17 protein-coding genes and 1 tRNA gene are annotated in these 14,429 nt (G+C 70.5%); 4 read left to right on the top strand and 14 right to left on the bottom strand.

Features of this window, described 5'->3' with window-relative positions; translation table 11 throughout:
* The first annotated feature begins 26 nt into the window (after positions 1 to 26).
* Positions 27 to 872: an NAD(P)-dependent oxidoreductase gene (locus AB2L57_RS14730; RefSeq protein WP_292815634.1), complete on the top strand. Its 846-nt coding sequence runs from the start codon at positions 27 to 29 to the stop codon at positions 870 to 872.
* A 40-nt stretch (positions 873 to 912) separates the two neighbouring features.
* Here the strand turns inward: AB2L57_RS14730 and AB2L57_RS14735 are convergent.
* The 5 genes from AB2L57_RS14735 to AB2L57_RS14755 form a co-directional block, all read right to left on the bottom strand.
* A tRNA-Tyr gene (locus tag AB2L57_RS14735) sits at positions 913 to 994 on the bottom strand.
* A 93-nt stretch (positions 995 to 1,087) separates the two neighbouring features.
* A complete protein-coding gene (locus AB2L57_RS14740; RefSeq protein ID WP_409047452.1) occupies positions 1,088 to 2,011 on the bottom strand; it encodes a PfkB family carbohydrate kinase in 924 nt (307 codons plus the stop codon).
* Between the two features lie 49 nt (positions 2,012 to 2,060).
* Complete coding sequence (locus AB2L57_RS14745; RefSeq protein WP_292815640.1) at positions 2,061 to 2,546, bottom strand: FBP domain-containing protein; 486 nt, start codon at positions 2,544 to 2,546, stop codon at positions 2,061 to 2,063.
* Positions 2,547 to 2,777: 231 nt separating this feature from the next.
* Positions 2,778 to 3,410 (bottom strand): hypothetical protein, encoded by a 633-nt coding sequence (locus AB2L57_RS14750; protein ID WP_292815629.1) that lies wholly within the window; start codon positions 3,408 to 3,410, stop codon positions 2,778 to 2,780.
* Positions 3,403 to 3,741, bottom strand: coding sequence for a PadR family transcriptional regulator (locus tag AB2L57_RS14755; RefSeq protein ID WP_409047453.1), 339 nt, complete (start codon positions 3,739 to 3,741; stop codon positions 3,403 to 3,405). The genes AB2L57_RS14750 and AB2L57_RS14755 overlap by 8 nt, the downstream gene beginning before the upstream one ends.
* Before the next feature lie 80 nt (positions 3,742 to 3,821).
* On the opposite strand from AB2L57_RS14755, the gene AB2L57_RS14760 reads away from it, so the two are divergent.
* Positions 3,822 to 4,313 (top strand): YajQ family cyclic di-GMP-binding protein, encoded by a 492-nt coding sequence (locus AB2L57_RS14760; RefSeq protein WP_292810941.1) that lies wholly within the window; start codon positions 3,822 to 3,824, stop codon positions 4,311 to 4,313.
* A gap of 8 nt (positions 4,314 to 4,321) precedes the next feature.
* Entirely contained in the window at positions 4,322 to 4,765 is a 444-nt protein-coding gene (locus AB2L57_RS14765) for a GNAT family N-acetyltransferase (RefSeq protein ID WP_292810938.1), read from the top strand.
* Positions 4,766 to 4,774: 9 nt separating this feature from the next.
* Here AB2L57_RS14765 and AB2L57_RS14770 read toward each other — a convergent pair whose 3' ends face one another.
* The 6 genes from AB2L57_RS14770 to AB2L57_RS14795 form a co-directional block, all read right to left on the bottom strand.
* Positions 4,775 to 5,095 carry a hypothetical protein gene (locus tag AB2L57_RS14770; RefSeq protein WP_292810936.1) on the bottom strand — a complete coding sequence of 107 codons (321 nt, stop codon included), beginning with the start codon at positions 5,093 to 5,095 and terminating at the stop codon, positions 4,775 to 4,777.
* A gap of 36 nt (positions 5,096 to 5,131) precedes the next feature.
* The gene (locus tag AB2L57_RS14775; RefSeq protein WP_292810945.1) at positions 5,132 to 6,091 is read right to left on the bottom strand and encodes an alpha/beta hydrolase; all 960 of its coding nucleotides are present in this window, start codon (positions 6,089 to 6,091) and stop codon (positions 5,132 to 5,134) included.
* A 73-nt stretch (positions 6,092 to 6,164) separates the two neighbouring features.
* On the bottom strand, positions 6,165 to 7,538 hold the full coding sequence (locus tag AB2L57_RS14780; protein WP_409047454.1) for an FAD-dependent oxidoreductase: 1,374 nt from the start codon (positions 7,536 to 7,538) through the stop codon (positions 6,165 to 6,167).
* A gap of 56 nt (positions 7,539 to 7,594) precedes the next feature.
* The gene (locus AB2L57_RS14785; protein WP_409047455.1) at positions 7,595 to 8,656 is read right to left on the bottom strand and encodes a polyprenyl synthetase family protein; all 1,062 of its coding nucleotides are present in this window, start codon (positions 8,654 to 8,656) and stop codon (positions 7,595 to 7,597) included.
* Positions 8,653 to 9,384, bottom strand: coding sequence for a bifunctional demethylmenaquinone methyltransferase/2-methoxy-6-polyprenyl-1,4-benzoquinol methylase UbiE (ubiE, locus tag AB2L57_RS14790; RefSeq protein ID WP_409047456.1), 732 nt, complete (start codon positions 9,382 to 9,384; stop codon positions 8,653 to 8,655). Before ubiE ends, AB2L57_RS14785 begins: the two co-directional genes overlap by 4 nt.
* A complete protein-coding gene (locus AB2L57_RS14795) occupies positions 9,384 to 9,956 on the bottom strand; it encodes a hypothetical protein (protein ID WP_409047457.1) in 573 nt (190 codons plus the stop codon). The genes ubiE and AB2L57_RS14795 overlap by 1 nt, the downstream gene beginning before the upstream one ends.
* A gap of 22 nt (positions 9,957 to 9,978) precedes the next feature.
* Between AB2L57_RS14795 and AB2L57_RS14800 the strand changes: the two genes are divergently transcribed.
* Positions 9,979 to 11,259, top strand: a complete 1,281-nt coding sequence (locus tag AB2L57_RS14800) for an isochorismate synthase MenF (RefSeq protein ID WP_409047458.1) — start codon at positions 9,979 to 9,981, stop codon at positions 11,257 to 11,259.
* Between the two features lie 13 nt (positions 11,260 to 11,272).
* Here AB2L57_RS14800 and AB2L57_RS14805 read toward each other — a convergent pair whose 3' ends face one another.
* Genes AB2L57_RS14805 through AB2L57_RS14815 form a run of 3 tightly spaced genes read right to left on the bottom strand, consistent with a single transcriptional unit; the run spans position 11,273 to position 14,382 of the window.
* Positions 11,273 to 12,133, bottom strand: a complete 861-nt coding sequence (locus tag AB2L57_RS14805; protein WP_292810923.1) for a PPK2 family polyphosphate kinase — start codon at positions 12,131 to 12,133, stop codon at positions 11,273 to 11,275.
* Positions 12,134 to 12,158: 25 nt separating this feature from the next.
* On the bottom strand, positions 12,159 to 13,949 hold the full coding sequence (menD, locus tag AB2L57_RS14810) for a 2-succinyl-5-enolpyruvyl-6-hydroxy-3-cyclohexene-1-carboxylic-acid synthase (RefSeq protein WP_292810921.1): 1,791 nt from the start codon (positions 13,947 to 13,949) through the stop codon (positions 12,159 to 12,161).
* A gap of 1 nt (position 13,950) precedes the next feature.
* Positions 13,951 to 14,382 carry a PLD nuclease N-terminal domain-containing protein gene (locus AB2L57_RS14815; protein ID WP_292810919.1) on the bottom strand — a complete coding sequence of 144 codons (432 nt, stop codon included), beginning with the start codon at positions 14,380 to 14,382 and terminating at the stop codon, positions 13,951 to 13,953.
* Positions 14,383 to 14,429: the final 47 nt, after the last annotated feature.

Raw genomic sequence — 14,429 nt, forward strand, 5'->3', positions numbered from 1 at the left:
CGCCCGGGCTGTGCGAGCCTGGGGCCATGCGCATCGCACTCACCGGCTCATCCGGCAAACTCGGCTCCGTCGTCCTGCGCGAGCTCCGCGCCGCGGGTCACGACGTCATCGGACTGGATGCCGTCGGCGCCCGCGACCCGGGCTTCGTCCAGGTCGATCTCACCGACTACGGGCAGGTGATCGACGCGCTCGCCGGCGTGAACGACACCCACGACGGCGTCGACGCGCTCGTGCATCTCGCGGCGATACCGGCCCCCGGCATCCGCGCCGATGTCGCGACCTTCCACAACAACATGCTCGCCACGTTCAACGTCTTCTGGGCGGCGATACGCCTCGGCATCGAGCGGATCGTGTACGCCTCGAGCGAGACCGTGCTGGGGCTGCCCTTCGAGGTGCCGCCGCCGTACATCCCCGTCGACGAGGAGTACGCCGCTCGACCCGAGTCCGTCTATTCGTTGGTCAAGCATCTCGAGGAGCAGCTGGCGATCGAGCTGGTGCGCTGGCATCCCGAGGTCTCGATCACGGCGCTGCGCTTCTCCAACGTGATGGCGCCCGAGGACTACGCCGCCTTCCCCTATGACGACGACGTGCGCGAGCGCAAGTGGAACCTCTGGGGCTACATCGACGCGCGGGACGGGGCGCAGGCGGTGGCGAGGGCATTGGATGCCGCACCCGCGGGCTTCGACCGATTCATCATCGCGGCGGCCGACACCGTCACGACGCGCACGAATGCCGAACTCGTCGCCGAGGTGTTTCCCGACACCCCGGTGCACGGCGACCTCGGCGAGCACGACACGATGCTCTCGATCGCGAAGGCACGGCGCCTGCTCGGATTCGATCCCCAGCACTCGTGGCGCGACGCGACGCAGTGAACGAAGAAGGCCCGCGCAGTGCGCGGGCCTTCTCACAACGTGGCGAGTGAGGGATTCGAACCCCCGAAGGCTACGCCGGCTGATTTACAGTCAGATCCCTTTGGCCGCTTGGGTAACTCGCCAGTGCGCGCCCGTCCGACTTTCTCAGACGACCGGAAGCGCGATCACCAATCCTACCCCGTGCGGGAACGCTCCAAGAACCGAGGCCGGCCGGGTCAGGTACCGATGCTGTCGATGTCGACGTCGCGCAGCTCGCTCGCGGTGCGCAGCAGCGCCCCCTCGAAGCGGCACGTCGCGGCGGCGATCTCCATCGCCTCATCGAGCACCTCCTGCCACCCCGGTCCGTCGGCGGGCGGCTGATCGCGCACGAGCGCCGCCACGATCGCGGCGAGGCTCGCATCGCCCGCCCCCATCGTGTCGACGATCCGGCCGCGCAGGGTCGCCACCGGCGAGGAGACGTCGAAGCCCTCCCCCGTCATGCCCGCCCCCGCGGCTCCCCGCGTGGCCAGGACGACCGGGGCTCCCAGCGCGCGCACACGGGCGACAGCGTCGTCGAGCTCGTCGGAGTACATCAGTGCCGCGTCGTCGTCGCCGACTTTGACCACTGCGGCCCGCGGCACCAGGCGCTCGAACGCCGCGACGAACGCCTCGAGATCGTGCATCATCCCGGTGCGCGGGTTGGGGTCGATCACGAGCCGCGTATCGGTCGCCGCGACAGCATCCACGAGGTCCTGCGTCTGGGCGGCGTCGTCGAGCGGAAAGCAGCTCACGACCGTCACGGGCGCCGCCGCGATCGCCGACCGCTCGCGCTCGCCGAACACCACACGTCGCGCCTGCGCGGCGGCGTTGAACTCGTAGGTGGGTTCACCGCCGCGCGAGCGCACGCTCACCGCCCGGGAGGAGCCGTGCGGAGAGGGCGACGGGATGAGCTCGACGTCGAAATCGGCCAGGTAGGCGGCGATCCGCTCACCGGCGGCATCGTCGCCGACCATCGCGATCAACGACGTCGGCACCCCGAGTCGCGACAGACCGACGGCGACGTTCAGTGCCGCTCCACCGACGAACTCGCGCAACCCGAGATCGTCGCGCAGCTCATCGATCAGGGCATCGCCCACGACCACGACTCGATCCTGCGACATCGGCGCCTCCTCGCGCTCCACCTGTGCGGGTCATCCGCTCCCATCGAGCCTAGGACGACAGCACGCGCTCCACGAGGCGTTCGGTGCGCAGTCTCGCGCCGTCGATGCGCAGATCGACGCTGCTGCGCACCTCCGACGGGGCGAGCGGCGTCGCCAGGCGCACGTTCTCGTGGCACGACAGATCGGCGCAGATGTACGTACCCACGCTGCTGCCCTCGATGCCCGCACGCCCCGCCTTGCGCGCCGTGAACAGCGAGACCTGATCCGCCGGCTGCATGGTGTGACAGATGTCGCACAGAGCGGCCCGCGCCCGCGACGAACCGTCGGCGGCGCGAAGGGCGACCCCGGTGGGCGCTCCGGCGTGCTCGGTGATGAGGTAGCCTCGGCCGCGCGCGCGGGGATCGCGCCAGGCGAGAAAATCCAGGTGATCCCAGTCGGTGAGCAGGAAGTCGTGCGGCAGCGCGACATGTCGGAGCTCGTCGGGAACCACGTTCACGAACGAGGCCCGCACCTCAGCTTCGGTCAGCGGCCGCATGTCACCTCCAGGCACTTTCCTCGTCCCAGTCTACGAAGGCCTCGCGACAGGGGCGGTCACGGGCCCGCGTCGCTAGACTTTCGGAATGGCCGATTCATCCTTCGACAACGTTGCCAAGTAACCTCTGACCGCCATCTGCTCTCGGCCGCTCCGATCGCGCACCGCTCTCGGAGAACTCCAAACTCAGGTGGGATGTCGGATTAAGGCGAACCGCGGCGGCACGCTGCAACTTCAGCGCCTGGAGGGCTCCGCACGCCCTTTCAAGCGCCAGAGCAGCCAAAGTCCAGTCATCGGTATAATCGCGAGGCCCACGAGGACCATGGTGTGCCACATGTCGAATGCGCTGAGTTGGGGTTCAGGGAGAGACGGCCCAAATGAGGAGTCAGCCACGGACGACTCCTCACTCACAACTCGGGTGAGCATCACGACCGCAACCATCACGGCGAACACGATGAATGGTGTCGCGATCGCCACGATCTTCTCCCATCTCCTCCACAGGCGACTCATGCAAACCAGCACAACGCCGACGACCCACCCGACGGCGGGAACGATGAATCCGCCGAATCCGAGTACGAGCGCCGCGGTGATGGCGAAGCCGCGCGATCGTTCGACCGGCGTCTTCACTTGTCGCTCAACCGTCATATGGGCAGGCCGCACTTGGGCGTCACGGGCCTCGCGTGCGATCGACGCAGGAGTGCCCAGCTGGGCGATCCGGGCGGCGGTGGCAGTCGCGTCCAACCCGCTTAGCTCTTCCAGGATTCCAACACGGATTTCGGATGCGATTCCGAACGGCAGACCGCTCATCGCGGAGTCCAGCCGCTCTAGGAAATCGTCCCGCAGTCGCACGGATTCGTGGTCAGTCATGGTCTCTGTCCTCTCCGAGAAGGTCCGTCACCGACGCCGCGAACGGCGTCCAGTATGTCCGGAACTGTGCGAGTTGCACCTGCCCCGATGGCGATAGTCGGTAGTACTTGCGCGCCGGACCAGACGGTGATGGCTGATCGAACGTCGTCACCCACTCGTTCTCGCGCAGCCGCGCAAGAAGCGGATAAAGGGTTCCGATGCTCCCGATGAGCCCGGCCTGGGTGAGCGACTCGTTGAGCTGCCAGCCATACATCGGTTCGCGCGCCAGGAGGGCGAGCACGCAGTACTCGACCACGCCCTTACGCATTTGTGCGCCGACGTCGTGACTCATGTTTAACACGCTACCCTGTATAGCACGCTAGCGGTCACGCCGCCCGCGTCGCACTGAACGCCACTGGCTAGAATTGCAGAATGGCAAACGACTCGAGCTTCGACATCGTCAGCAAAGTCGACCACCAGGAGGCCGAGAACGCCCTCAACCAGGCCCGCAAAGAGATCGAGCAGCGCTACGACTTCAAGGGCACGGGCGCCTCGATCGAATGGTCGGGTGAGCAGGTGCTCATCAAGGCGAGCAGCGAGGAGCGCGCCAAGGCGGTGCTCGATGTGTTCCAGTCGAAGCTCATCAAGCGGGGCATCTCGCTGAAGAGCCTCGACTCGGGCGAACCGTTCGCCAGCGGCAAGGAGTACCGCATCGTCTCCTCCATCAAGGACGGCATCTCGCAGGAGAACGCCAAGAAGATCGGCAAGATCATCCGCGACGAGGGGCCCAAGTCGGTCAAGTCGCAGATCCAGGGAGACGAGCTGCGCGTGCAGTCCAAGAGCCGCGACGACCTGCAAGAGGTCATCCGCGTACTCAAGGCCGCCGACCTCGACGTCGACCTCCAGTTCATCAACTACCGCTGAGCCGCGTCGTGGCGGCCGGGTACGTGTTCTCCGACTCCCGAGCCGCCATCGACCGCGCCCGCGTTCACGGCTGGCTCAGCGAGCAGGCCTACTGGGCTCTCGGACGTACGCGTGAGGTTCAGGATGCTGCGATCGACGCCTCGCGCAACTACGGCGTCTTCGAGCGCGACTCAGGCGAACAGGTCGCGTATGCCCGTGTCGTCACGGACGCAGCGACCTTCGCGTGGCTGTGTGACGTCTTCGTATCCCCGCGGGTGCGGGGAACGGGCGTCGGCAAGCAGCTCATCGCCGGCGTCGTAGCCGACCTCGAGCCGCTCGGTCTGAAGCGGATTCTGCTCGCCACCGGCGATGCGCACGGACTCTATGCTCAGTACGGCTTCGCGGCCCTCGACGACCCCACCACGATGATGGCGCGCACCACCATCGCACCGGCGAATCCGGCCGTGGGCTGAGCGCAGCGCTCAGCCGAACCAGCCGGCGAACAGCCCGACGATCCCGAGCACGACGAGCAGGGCGAAGACGAGACCTCCGACGGGCCAGCCGAAGCCCGCACCTCGGCGCACGGCGAAGAACAGCCCCACCACGCCCAGCAGACCCGCGATCACCGCGAACATCATCGCCATCGGGAAGGTGAAGAAGAACAGCCACGGCGCCTCGGGCGAGACGGTCACCGCGAGCAGCAGCACGATCACGCTCGGCAGCAGCCCGACGGCCATCGTGATGACGCTCGCGAGACCCCACCGACGCGCGACGGTGGCTGCGGGCGCCGGATCCATGCTCATGACGCCCAACGTATCGCCCCGCGCCCGTGCAAGCCGTCAGCGCCGGGCCACGAAACCGGACACCCAGCGGTCCAGACGGGCGTACGCCTGCCGCCGAGGCTCGGGCCGCGAGAGGAACACATCGTGCAGCGCCCCCGTGATCCGCTCCACCGTGACCGACGGGCCCAGACGCAGCGCCGCCCGTGCGATGTCGTCGACCACGAGCACCGAATCGGCACGCGTGAGCTCGTCCGACCACCGTGTCGGAACGGCGCTGCGCGCCGAGAGCAGCACGCACACGGGCGCCTCGATCGCGAGGCCCGCCGCGACCTGGGCGTGGCCGAGGAGCACCGCGTTCAGCCAGCCCGCGTGCACCGGCATCGAGTGCTCCGGCCGCCACTGCGGATTCACCTCGACGGGATCGTCGGGATCCGCCGCCTCGGCTTGCGCGCGCGAGTAGAAGCCGAGATCGACCTGCGGGGCGACATCCAGGGGCCGCATCCGCGCCTGCAGCCCCACGAGGGGCGCGACGGCCGCCCGGGTGATGCCGCTCAGCTGGAACTCCAGCCATGGGCTGTTCAGGATCACCGCCGACGCCACGCCGGGGTGCCGGTGCGCCCACAGACTGAGGATGAGCCCGCCCGTGGAATGCCCGAGCAGCACCAGGCGACGCGCCGTCGGCCCGGGCTCCATCCCGCGCCCCATCGCCGTCAACCCGGCGGCGATGTCGGCGTCGTAGACGGCGAGATCGTTGACGTACCCCGGCGTCTGTCCCGGCCGCAGCGACCGGCCGTACTTGCGCAGATCGAGCGCGAAGAAGCGCGCACCCCGTTCCGTGAAGTACCGCCCCAGCCGTCGCTGGAAGAAGTAGTCCGACCACCCGTGCACGTACAGCACGTCGACGTCGGCGAGCGGGCGCCGGTCGCCGAACACGGCCCCGAGACGCCCGCGCCCCGGCAGCGCCCGCACGAGGGTCGCGACGACATCGCCCTCGTCATCGGTGCCGAGAGGCAGCATCCGCTGCTCGAACCCGGTCCCGAGGATGTCGGGGATCCAGGTCTCGCGGTTCACACCGCCAGGCTAACCCGCCTCACTCGCCCCGCGAGACGCGCACCATCTCGTCGCGCGGGACGACCTTGATGCGGGCGCGCTCGTGCGGCGCGCCCAGCGCGACCTCGTGCTCGTCGAGGCGGTGCCAGCCCTCGAGGTCGGTCCACGCGATGCCGCGCGAGGCCAGCAGCTCGGGGATCGCCGGCTCCGACGGATCCTCGGGCTGCCACCACGACCCCTGGTCGTTGATCAGGTGCCGCACGGTCTCCATCGCGTCGGACTTGGTGTGTCCGATCAGTCCCACCGGGCCCCGCTTGATCCAGCCCGTCGCGTAGACGCCGGGCACGCGCTCGTTGGAGTCCTTGCGCAGCACCTGGCCCTCGTGGTTGGGGATGACGCCGTGCCGCTTGTCGAACGGCACCCCGGGCAACGGCGACCCGAAGTAGCCGACGGCACGGTAGATCGCCTGGATGGGCACCTCGCGCAGCTCGCCGGTGCCGGTGACCCCGCCCTCGCCGTCGGGCCGCGTGCGCTCGTACACGAACGACGACACCCGACCCTCGGCATCCTTCGTGACCTCCACCGGCTTCGCCCAGAAGTGCAGGTGCAGACGACGGGATGCTGTGCCGCCGGTGTTGTTGACCGAGTCCCTGGCGCGCCACGACTGCAGCACGCGGTCGATGACCATGACCTGCTTGTTGCTCGCGATCGCGGCCTTGGAAGCCTCGTCGTAGTCGAAATCCTCGTCGTAGACGACCATGTCGACATCGCGCAGTTCGCCGAGCTCCCGCAGCTCGAGGGGGGTGAACTTGACCTGCGCGGGGCCGCGACGGCCGAAGACGTGCACGTCGGTGACCGGCGATGCCTTCAGGCCCTGGTAGACGTTGTCGGGAACCTCGGTGGGCAGCAGGTCGTCGGCGTGTTTGGCGAGCATGCGCGAGATGTCGAGGGCGACGTTGCCGTTTCCGACCACGGCCACCGACTCCGCCTCGAGCGGCCACGTGCGAGGAACGTCGGGGTGGCCGTCGAACCAGCTCACGAAGTCCGCGGCACCGTACGAGCCCGCGGCGTCGATTCCGGGGATATCGAGGTCGGTGTCGCGGATCGCTCCGGTCGAGAAGATCACCGCGTTGTAGTGGCGCTTGAGATCGTCGAGGGTGATGTCCTGTCCGAAGCGCACGTTGCCGAACAGGCGGATGTCGCCGCGGTCGAGCACCTCGCGCAGCGCCGTGATGATGCCCTTGATGCGCGGGTGATCGGGGGCCACGCCGTAGCGCACCAGACCGTAGGGAGCGGGCAGCTGCTCGAACAGGTCGATCGACACGTCGAATTCGCGCTCGGCCTTGAGCAGGATGTCGGCGGCGTAGATGCCCGCGGGTCCGGCGCCGACGATGGCCAGCCTCAGTCTGGTCACGGAGGATTCCTTTCGGATCGAGCGGCGCGGGGTCGCGCCCTGAGCCTGTCGAAGGCTCAGCTGCTGCGGTCGACGACGACCTCGGCGAATCGGGTGAGCGCCTCGCGAACCGGACCGCTCGGCAGGGGCGTGAGGGCGGCGACCGCATGGTCTGACCACTCGTGCGCGAGGCGCAGCGTCGCCGCGGTGGCGTCGTGTTCGCGCAGCTGTGCGAGATCGTCGTCGAGGATGGCGGGATCGGCGCCGTCGGCGATGCGGGCGACGCCCTCGTCGATGCGGGTGCGCAGGGCGATGGATGCCGAGTCCTCGCGCTCGCCGAGGAGCAGGTAGGGCATGGTCGGAACGCCGGCGCGCAGATCGGTGCCGGGCACCTTGCCCGTCTCGTCTGCGTCGGCCGAGAGGTCGATGACGTCGTCGAGCAGCTGGAACGCGACGCCGATCTTCTCGCCGAACACGCGCATCGGCTCTTCGAACTCGGCGGGGCCGCCCGAGAAGACGACACCGGTCTGGGCGGCCGCGGCGATGAGCGAGCCGGTCTTGTCGGCGAGCACCTGCAGGTAGAACGCGACCGGGTCATCGCCCGCCTGGGCGCCCACGGTCTCGTGCATCTGGCCGAGCACGAGCCGCTCGAACGTGTCGGCCTGCAGCTGGATGGCGCGCTCGCCGTGCCGCGCCATGATCTGGCTCGCACGGGAGAAGAGCAGGTCGCCCGTGAGGATCGCGACGTTGTTGCCCCAGACCGCGTGTGCACTCGGCACCCCGCGGCGCACGTCCGCACCGTCCATCACATCGTCGTGGTAGAGCGAACCGAGGTGTGTCATCTCGAGCGCCACGGCGCCCTCCACGACCCGCACGGTCGCCCCGTCGCCGAGCTGCGAGGTCAGCAGGGTGAGCATCGGACGGATGCGCTTGCCGCCGGCCTCGTAGAGATACCGGCTGGTGGTGTCGGCGAGCGCGTCCGAGACGCGCAGTTCGTCGGCGAGCGCGGCCTCGACCGCCTCGAGGCCGTCCTCGACGCGCGAGAGGAGCTTGCGGGCGCGCGGACCCGCGAAGACGCGCTCGGTCAGACCGAGTCGGCTCGCCAGGTGCGAGCCCGGCGCAGAGGGGCTCGGGGTCACCCGTCCAGCCTACCGGCGGGTTTCACCGCGCGGTGCAGGGCGACGATTCCGAACGAGAGGTTGCGGTGCGCGACGGCCGACCACCCGGCCTGGCGGATCCACGCCGAGAGTGTGCGCTGGTCGGGCCAGTCCTTGATCGATTCGTTCAGGTACTGGTACGCGTCGGCGTTCGAGCTCACGACCCGCGCGACCAGCGGCAGCACCCGGTCGTTGTAGAAGCCGTAGAGCTTCGCGAAGGCCGGCTGAGGGGGGTGCGAGAACTCGCAGACCACCAGGCGCCCGCCGGGTTTGGTCACCCGCAGCAGTTCGGCGAGCGCCTTCTTCGGATCGATCACGTTGCGCAGCCCGAACGACATCGTCACGACGTCGAACTCGTCGTCGCCGAAGGGCAGTGCCGTCGCGTCGGCCTGGGTGAACGACAGATTCGGGATGCCGCCGTGACGCCGCCTGCCCTCGGCGATCATCCCCGGCGAGAAGTCGGCGGCGGTCACCCGCGCGCCACTGCGGGCGAGGGCGACCGACGATGCCCCCGTCCCCGCGGCGAGATCGAGGATGCTCATGCCGGGACGCGGGTCGACCGCTCGAGTCGTGGCGATCCGCCACAGCTGATCGTTGCCCAGGCTCAGCACGGTGTTCGTCGTGTCGTACCGGGTGGCGACGGTGTCGAACATGCCGCTCACACGCGACGGGTCCTTGCCGAGATCGGCGCGGTTCGGCTGGTCGGTCATCACCCGTCGAGTCTAGGCGCGCGATCTTCGAGGGCGGCGAGGGCTGCCAGCCACCGCCCGGCCGTCGCAGGGTCGAAGGGCGCCTCGTGGTCGCGGACGCGCCGCTCGAGATCGGCGGCGCGGCGCTCGAGGGCTTCGACGATGTCGAGCGGATACCCGTAGCGCACGCGGTGCTCCTCCCACTCGTCGATGTCGTCGATCCAGATGCCGCGCTCCGCGTGGTCGACGACGTCGAGGTCCATGTCGATGCCCGAGGGCTCGTACTCCCCCATGCCGGAGGCCACGGGCGCCCAGCGCACGTCCCAGGCGAGATCGATGTAGACGCGGGTGCGGTGCGGGGGTGCGTTCATCGTCAGGGCGTGATCGCCCGCGGGCGGCAGCAGCGTGACGTTGTCGTGCGGGGCGACCACGTCCCGACCGGGCCGCACACTCCGCCAGCCCGCGCGCTGCCCGAACCAGTCGCCGTGCGCATCGGCGCCGAGGTACACGCACTCGTGCAGCCAGTGCACGCCGCCGTCCCACTTGCGCCAGCGGAAGAAGAGCCGCGTTCCCACGGCGGGCCGAGCTATCACGGTGCGAGTCTAGGCTGGAGAGGTGACCCCGCCCGCCCCGCCCCGTGTGCGCCGGCTCGTGGTCCACACCCGCGAGGTCGACCCGATCGAAGACATCCTGGCCTACGCCAGCCCCGCCGATCCCCTGGTCTGGCAGCGCCGCGGCGACGGATTCGTGGGCATCGGCATGCTCGCGGCCCTCGAGGTCGGGGGGCGTCGCCCCGAACCCGACAGCGGCACGCGCTCCGCGGCCCTCGCCGAGGCGTGGCGCGCTCTCGCCGCGGCCGCGGACGTGCACGACGAGGTGGGACTTCCGGGCACCGGCCTCGTCGGTTTCGGCGCGCTCGCCTTCGCCGACGGCTCGGCATCCACGAGCACGATCATCGTGCCCGAGGTCATCGTCGGACGCCGGGACGGTCGCTCGTGGATCACGACGATCCGTCGCCCCGACGCGGACGCGACGGACCCGCAGCCGCGGCCATGGGGCGAGTACTGGTCGGCGACCCTCGGGCCGGGCACGCTCGATGCTCCGGGGTACCAGCGCGCCGTGCGCGGGGCGCTCGGCGCGATCCGCGCGGGAAAGGTCGCCAAGGTCGTGCTCGCGCGCGATCTCGAGGGCACCGTGCCCGCCGGCGCCGACCTGCGCCGCCTCGTCCGCGCCCTCGCGGGCGGGTATCCCGATGTCTGGACCTTCGCGGTCGACGGGCTCATCGGGGCGAGTCCCGAGACCCTCGTGACCGTCGCCGGCGGCACCGTCACCGCCCGCGTGCTGGCGGGGACGGCCTCGCGCGGCGCAGACGCCGACACCGACATCCGGGCCTCCCTCGATCTCGCCACGAGCGCGAAGGACCAGGACGAGCATCAATACGCCGTGCGCAGCGTGCTCGCGGCGCTGCGGCCCCACACGAGCGCGCTCGCCTCGGGAGAGACGCCCTTCACGCTCAAGCTGCCCAACGTCTGGCACCTGGCGACCGACATCGAGGGCGAACTCTCGCACGGCGCCTCGGCCCTCGACCTCGTCGGGGCGCTGCATCCGACGGCGGCGGTCGCCGGCAGCCCCACTCCCGCAGCGCTGGCGGCGATCGCGCGCCTCGAGCCCTTCGACCGCGGCCGGTACGCCGGTCCCGTCGGGTGGATCGACGCGTCCGGAGACGGCGAGTGGGCGATCGCCCTGCGGTGCGCGCAGTTCGGCGAGAGCGATGCGGAGGGAACACGGCCGGTGCACGCCCACGCGGGCGCCGGCATCGTCTCCGGCAGCGACCCCGAGTCCGAGCTGCTCGAGACGAGGGTGAAGTTCCGCCCGATCGTCGACGCGCTCGCCTGAGCAGGCCCGCGGGCTACGTCGCCGCGAGGCGCCTCTTCTCGGCCTCGATGTCATAGTCGGCGGCCGGCCACTGCGGGTCGATGGATTCGAGCGCGTCGAGCAGCAGCGCCTGCACCGCCAGTCGCGAGTACCACTTGCGGTCGGCCGGCACGACGAACCACGGCGCGATGTCTGTCGACGTGCGCTCGAAGACGCTCTGGTACGCCGACATGTAGTGCGGCCAGCGCACGCGCTCGTCGACGTCGCCCGGGTTGTACTTCCAGTGCTTGTCGGGACGATCGAGCCGCTCCCGCAGACGCGCCGCCTGCTCCTCGTAGGAGATGTGCAGCATCACCTTGACGATGCGGATGCCTCGGCCCACGAGCTGCGCCTCGAAGGCGTTGATGGCGTCGTAGCGGCCCTCGATCTCGTCCTCATCGGCGAGGTGGCGCACCCGCCCGATGAGCACGTCCTCGTAGTGCGAGCGGTCGAACACGCCGATCATGCCGGGCTCGGGCACGCGCCTCTCCACGCGCCAGAGGAAGTCGTGCTCGAGCTCCTCCGGTGTGGGCTTCTTGAAGGCGGCCAGCTGTACCCCCTGCGGATCGACGCCGCCGACGACGTGGCGGACGATGCCGCCCTTGCCCGCGGTATCCATCGCCTGCAGCACGAGCAGGACGGCGTCGGGCGCGCCGCCGCGGCTGGCGGCGAACAGCCGCTCCTGGTACTCGCCGAGCGCCAGCAGCCCGGACGCGAGATCCGCCTGCCCGCCGTCCTTCATGCCCTCGTACCCCGGCGTGGACTGCGGGTCCCGGCCCGAGAGCACGAAGCCCGCGCCCGCTCTCAGGACGGTGGCGGGGTCGGCGCTCCAGTTGTGCTGGCTCTTGGCGATCATGCGCTCATCCTGCCGCACGAGCCCCTCAGCGCGGCAGCGGCACCTCGATGAGCTGCCGGCCGCCGACGGGAGCCGTCAGCAGCTGGTCGAGCGCCGCGCGCGTGGTGACCCGGTGATACTCCCATCCGTACGCGAGCGCCAGATGCTCGAGGCGCACGTCGTGGGGCGTGTACATCACGCGATCGAGCACGCTCGCCTCCGCGAGCGCGGCCACCTCGAGCCCGTCGAAGATGGTGCCGCCGCCGTCGTTGCCGACGATGACCTGCACCCGGGGTTCGGCCTCGGCGGGGGGCAGCAGCATCGCGCCGACGTCGTGCAGCAGCGCCAGGTCGCCGAGCACGACGCGGGTGACACCCGGCCGGCCGTCGCGCTGGCTCGCGAGGGCGATGCCGATCGCGGTTGCGACCGTGCCGTCGATGCCCGCCACGCCGCGATTGGCGTGTACCGGCACCTTCTTTCCCGGCAGCAGCTGGTCGGCCACGCGCACCAGCCGCGACGAGCCGAACATCAGGCGATCGTGCGGCCAGCTCGCACGCCAGACCGCGTCGACCAGGCCCGGGCGATCCAGCGGCCGGCGGACGGCGTCGAGCTCGGCATCCACCGCGCGCAGACGCTCGGCGGGATCGGTCGAGGACAGCCCCTCGACATCCGGCGCGGCCGGCGCAAGATCGACCATCCCCGCCCGCGACGCGCTCATCCAGGCGCCGAGCCAGTCGCGATCGGGATCCCCCGCGGCAGCGGTGACGGCATCCACCGACTCGGTGACGCCGTTGAGGTTCAGCCGCTCGCCGGGACCGCGCACGGCGATGACCTGCACGTCGGCGCGCGAGAGCACGGCCACCACCTCGCGGCTGAGCGTCGGGCGGCCGAAGACGATCGCACGCTCGATGCGCCCGCCGAGCTCGGCATCGCCCAGCAGCCGCCGGTATCCGTGCACGACGAGGCGACCGAAGCGCGCGCCGCTGACGATCTCGGCGATGAGGGGCCACGATCCCCGGTGCGCGAGCAGTTCGGCGTCGGGCCCGGCATCGGCTCCCGCGATCACGACGGTGCGCGGGCCCCGCTCGAGCACGAACGGGTCGGGCTCGAGCGGGTCGGCGACATCCGCGTCCCCGATTCCTCCGCCGCCCTGATAGAGAGCGCCGGAGCCCTCGTCGGGGTCGACCACGACGTCGGGGGTGGTGCGCCGGGGCGCGGTGAACCAATCCGGCAGCGCGCCCGCGAGCGGCTCGCGCAGGGGCAGATTGATGTGGGCGGGACCCGCGGAGCGGGAGCCCGCCCCGGCCGCCGCGACGTAGGCGTCGACGGCGATGGCACGGAAGGTCGCCGTCTGCGCGGCCAGGGCGTCGCCCTCGTCGGCCTCGGGCACGGGTGCGTCGAGCGCGAACCGCGTCCAGGGTCCGAACATGCCGGGCTGGCGGGTGGTCTGGTTGGCACCGACGCCGCGCAGCTCGGGCGGGCGATCGGCGCTGAGCAGCAGCAGAGGCACCCCGGCGTGGTGGGCTTCGGCGGCCGCGGGCATCAGGTTGGCGACGGCGGTGCCGGAGGTGCACACGACGGCGACGGGCCGCTGGGACTCGCGCGCGAGGCCCAGAGCCGTGAAGCCCGCCACCCGCTCGTCGACGCGCACGTGCAGCGCGATCTCGCCGCGCCGCTCGAGGTCGGCGGCCGCGAGCGCGAGCGCCTGCGAACGCGAGCCGGGGCTGAGTACGACGTCGGTGAGCCCGAGCCGGACGAGCTCATCGAGCAGGGCGGCCGCGGCGCACGTGGCGGGGCTCGCCTCGGAGAGCGGCCGATCGCCGCCGACGACCGACACGTCAGCCGATGGCGCCGCGGCGGGGACCGCGGGGGTCGTCGCCGTCGGGGTCAGGGGTCTCGTCGGGTTCGGCGTCGGGGGCCGGCGTCGTGCCGGCGCGGGCGTCGCGCGGGTCGTCGGCCTCGGCGTCGAGCTGGGCGAGCTCCTCTTCGAGACGGCGGATGCGCTCGTCCTGATCCGAGATCGTGCCGATCTTGCCCAAGAAGTCCGGATCGTCGTCGGGTGCCCGGCGGGTGGCGGCGCCCTGCTTGCGTCCACGGCCGATGATGAACCACAGCAGGCCACCGATGACCGGCAGCAGCACGATGATCGCGAGCCACACGCCCTTCGACACGCCGCGGTGACGCGAAGGCGGCTGCACGGCGCAGTCCACGATGCTGACGACGTAGAACGCCAACGCCAGCACCGCCAGGATCAGCAGGACGCGGGGCATCTGCCCATCCTAGGCGTCCCCGGGTGAGAAGGGGCCGTGCGCGTGCG

The sequence above is a fragment of the Microbacterium sp. HA-8 genome, from assembly GCF_046111165.1.
Classification (GTDB): domain Bacteria; phylum Actinomycetota; class Actinomycetes; order Actinomycetales; family Microbacteriaceae; genus Microbacterium.

Coding starts and splice junctions, on each gene's coding strand:
- AB2L57_RS14760 (WP_292810941.1), top strand. CDS start 3,822: ATGGCAAACGACTCGAGCTTCGACATCGTCAGCAAAGTCGACCACCAG.
- AB2L57_RS14815 (WP_292810919.1), bottom strand. CDS start 14,382: ATGCCCCGCGTCCTGCTGATCCTGGCGGTGCTGGCGTTGGCGTTCTAC.
- AB2L57_RS14745 (WP_292815640.1), bottom strand. CDS start 2,546: ATGCGGCCGCTGACCGAAGCTGAGGTGCGGGCCTCGTTCGTGAACGTG.
- ubiE (WP_409047456.1), bottom strand. CDS start 9,384: ATGACCGACCAGCCGAACCGCGCCGATCTCGGCAAGGACCCGTCGCGT.
- AB2L57_RS14740 (WP_409047452.1), bottom strand. CDS start 2,011: ATGTCGCAGGATCGAGTCGTGGTCGTGGGCGATGCCCTGATCGATGAG.
- AB2L57_RS14750 (WP_292815629.1), bottom strand. CDS start 3,410: ATGACTGACCACGAATCCGTGCGACTGCGGGACGATTTCCTAGAGCGG.
- AB2L57_RS14770 (WP_292810936.1), bottom strand. CDS start 5,095: ATGAGCATGGATCCGGCGCCCGCAGCCACCGTCGCGCGTCGGTGGGGT.
- AB2L57_RS14775 (WP_292810945.1), bottom strand. CDS start 6,091: ATGCTGCCTCTCGGCACCGATGACGAGGGCGATGTCGTCGCGACCCTC.
- AB2L57_RS14755 (WP_409047453.1), bottom strand. CDS start 3,741: ATGAGTCACGACGTCGGCGCACAAATGCGTAAGGGCGTGGTCGAGTAC.
- AB2L57_RS14805 (WP_292810923.1), bottom strand. CDS start 12,133: ATGATCGCCAAGAGCCAGCACAACTGGAGCGCCGACCCCGCCACCGTC.
- AB2L57_RS14730 (WP_292815634.1), top strand. CDS start 27: ATGCGCATCGCACTCACCGGCTCATCCGGCAAACTCGGCTCCGTCGTC.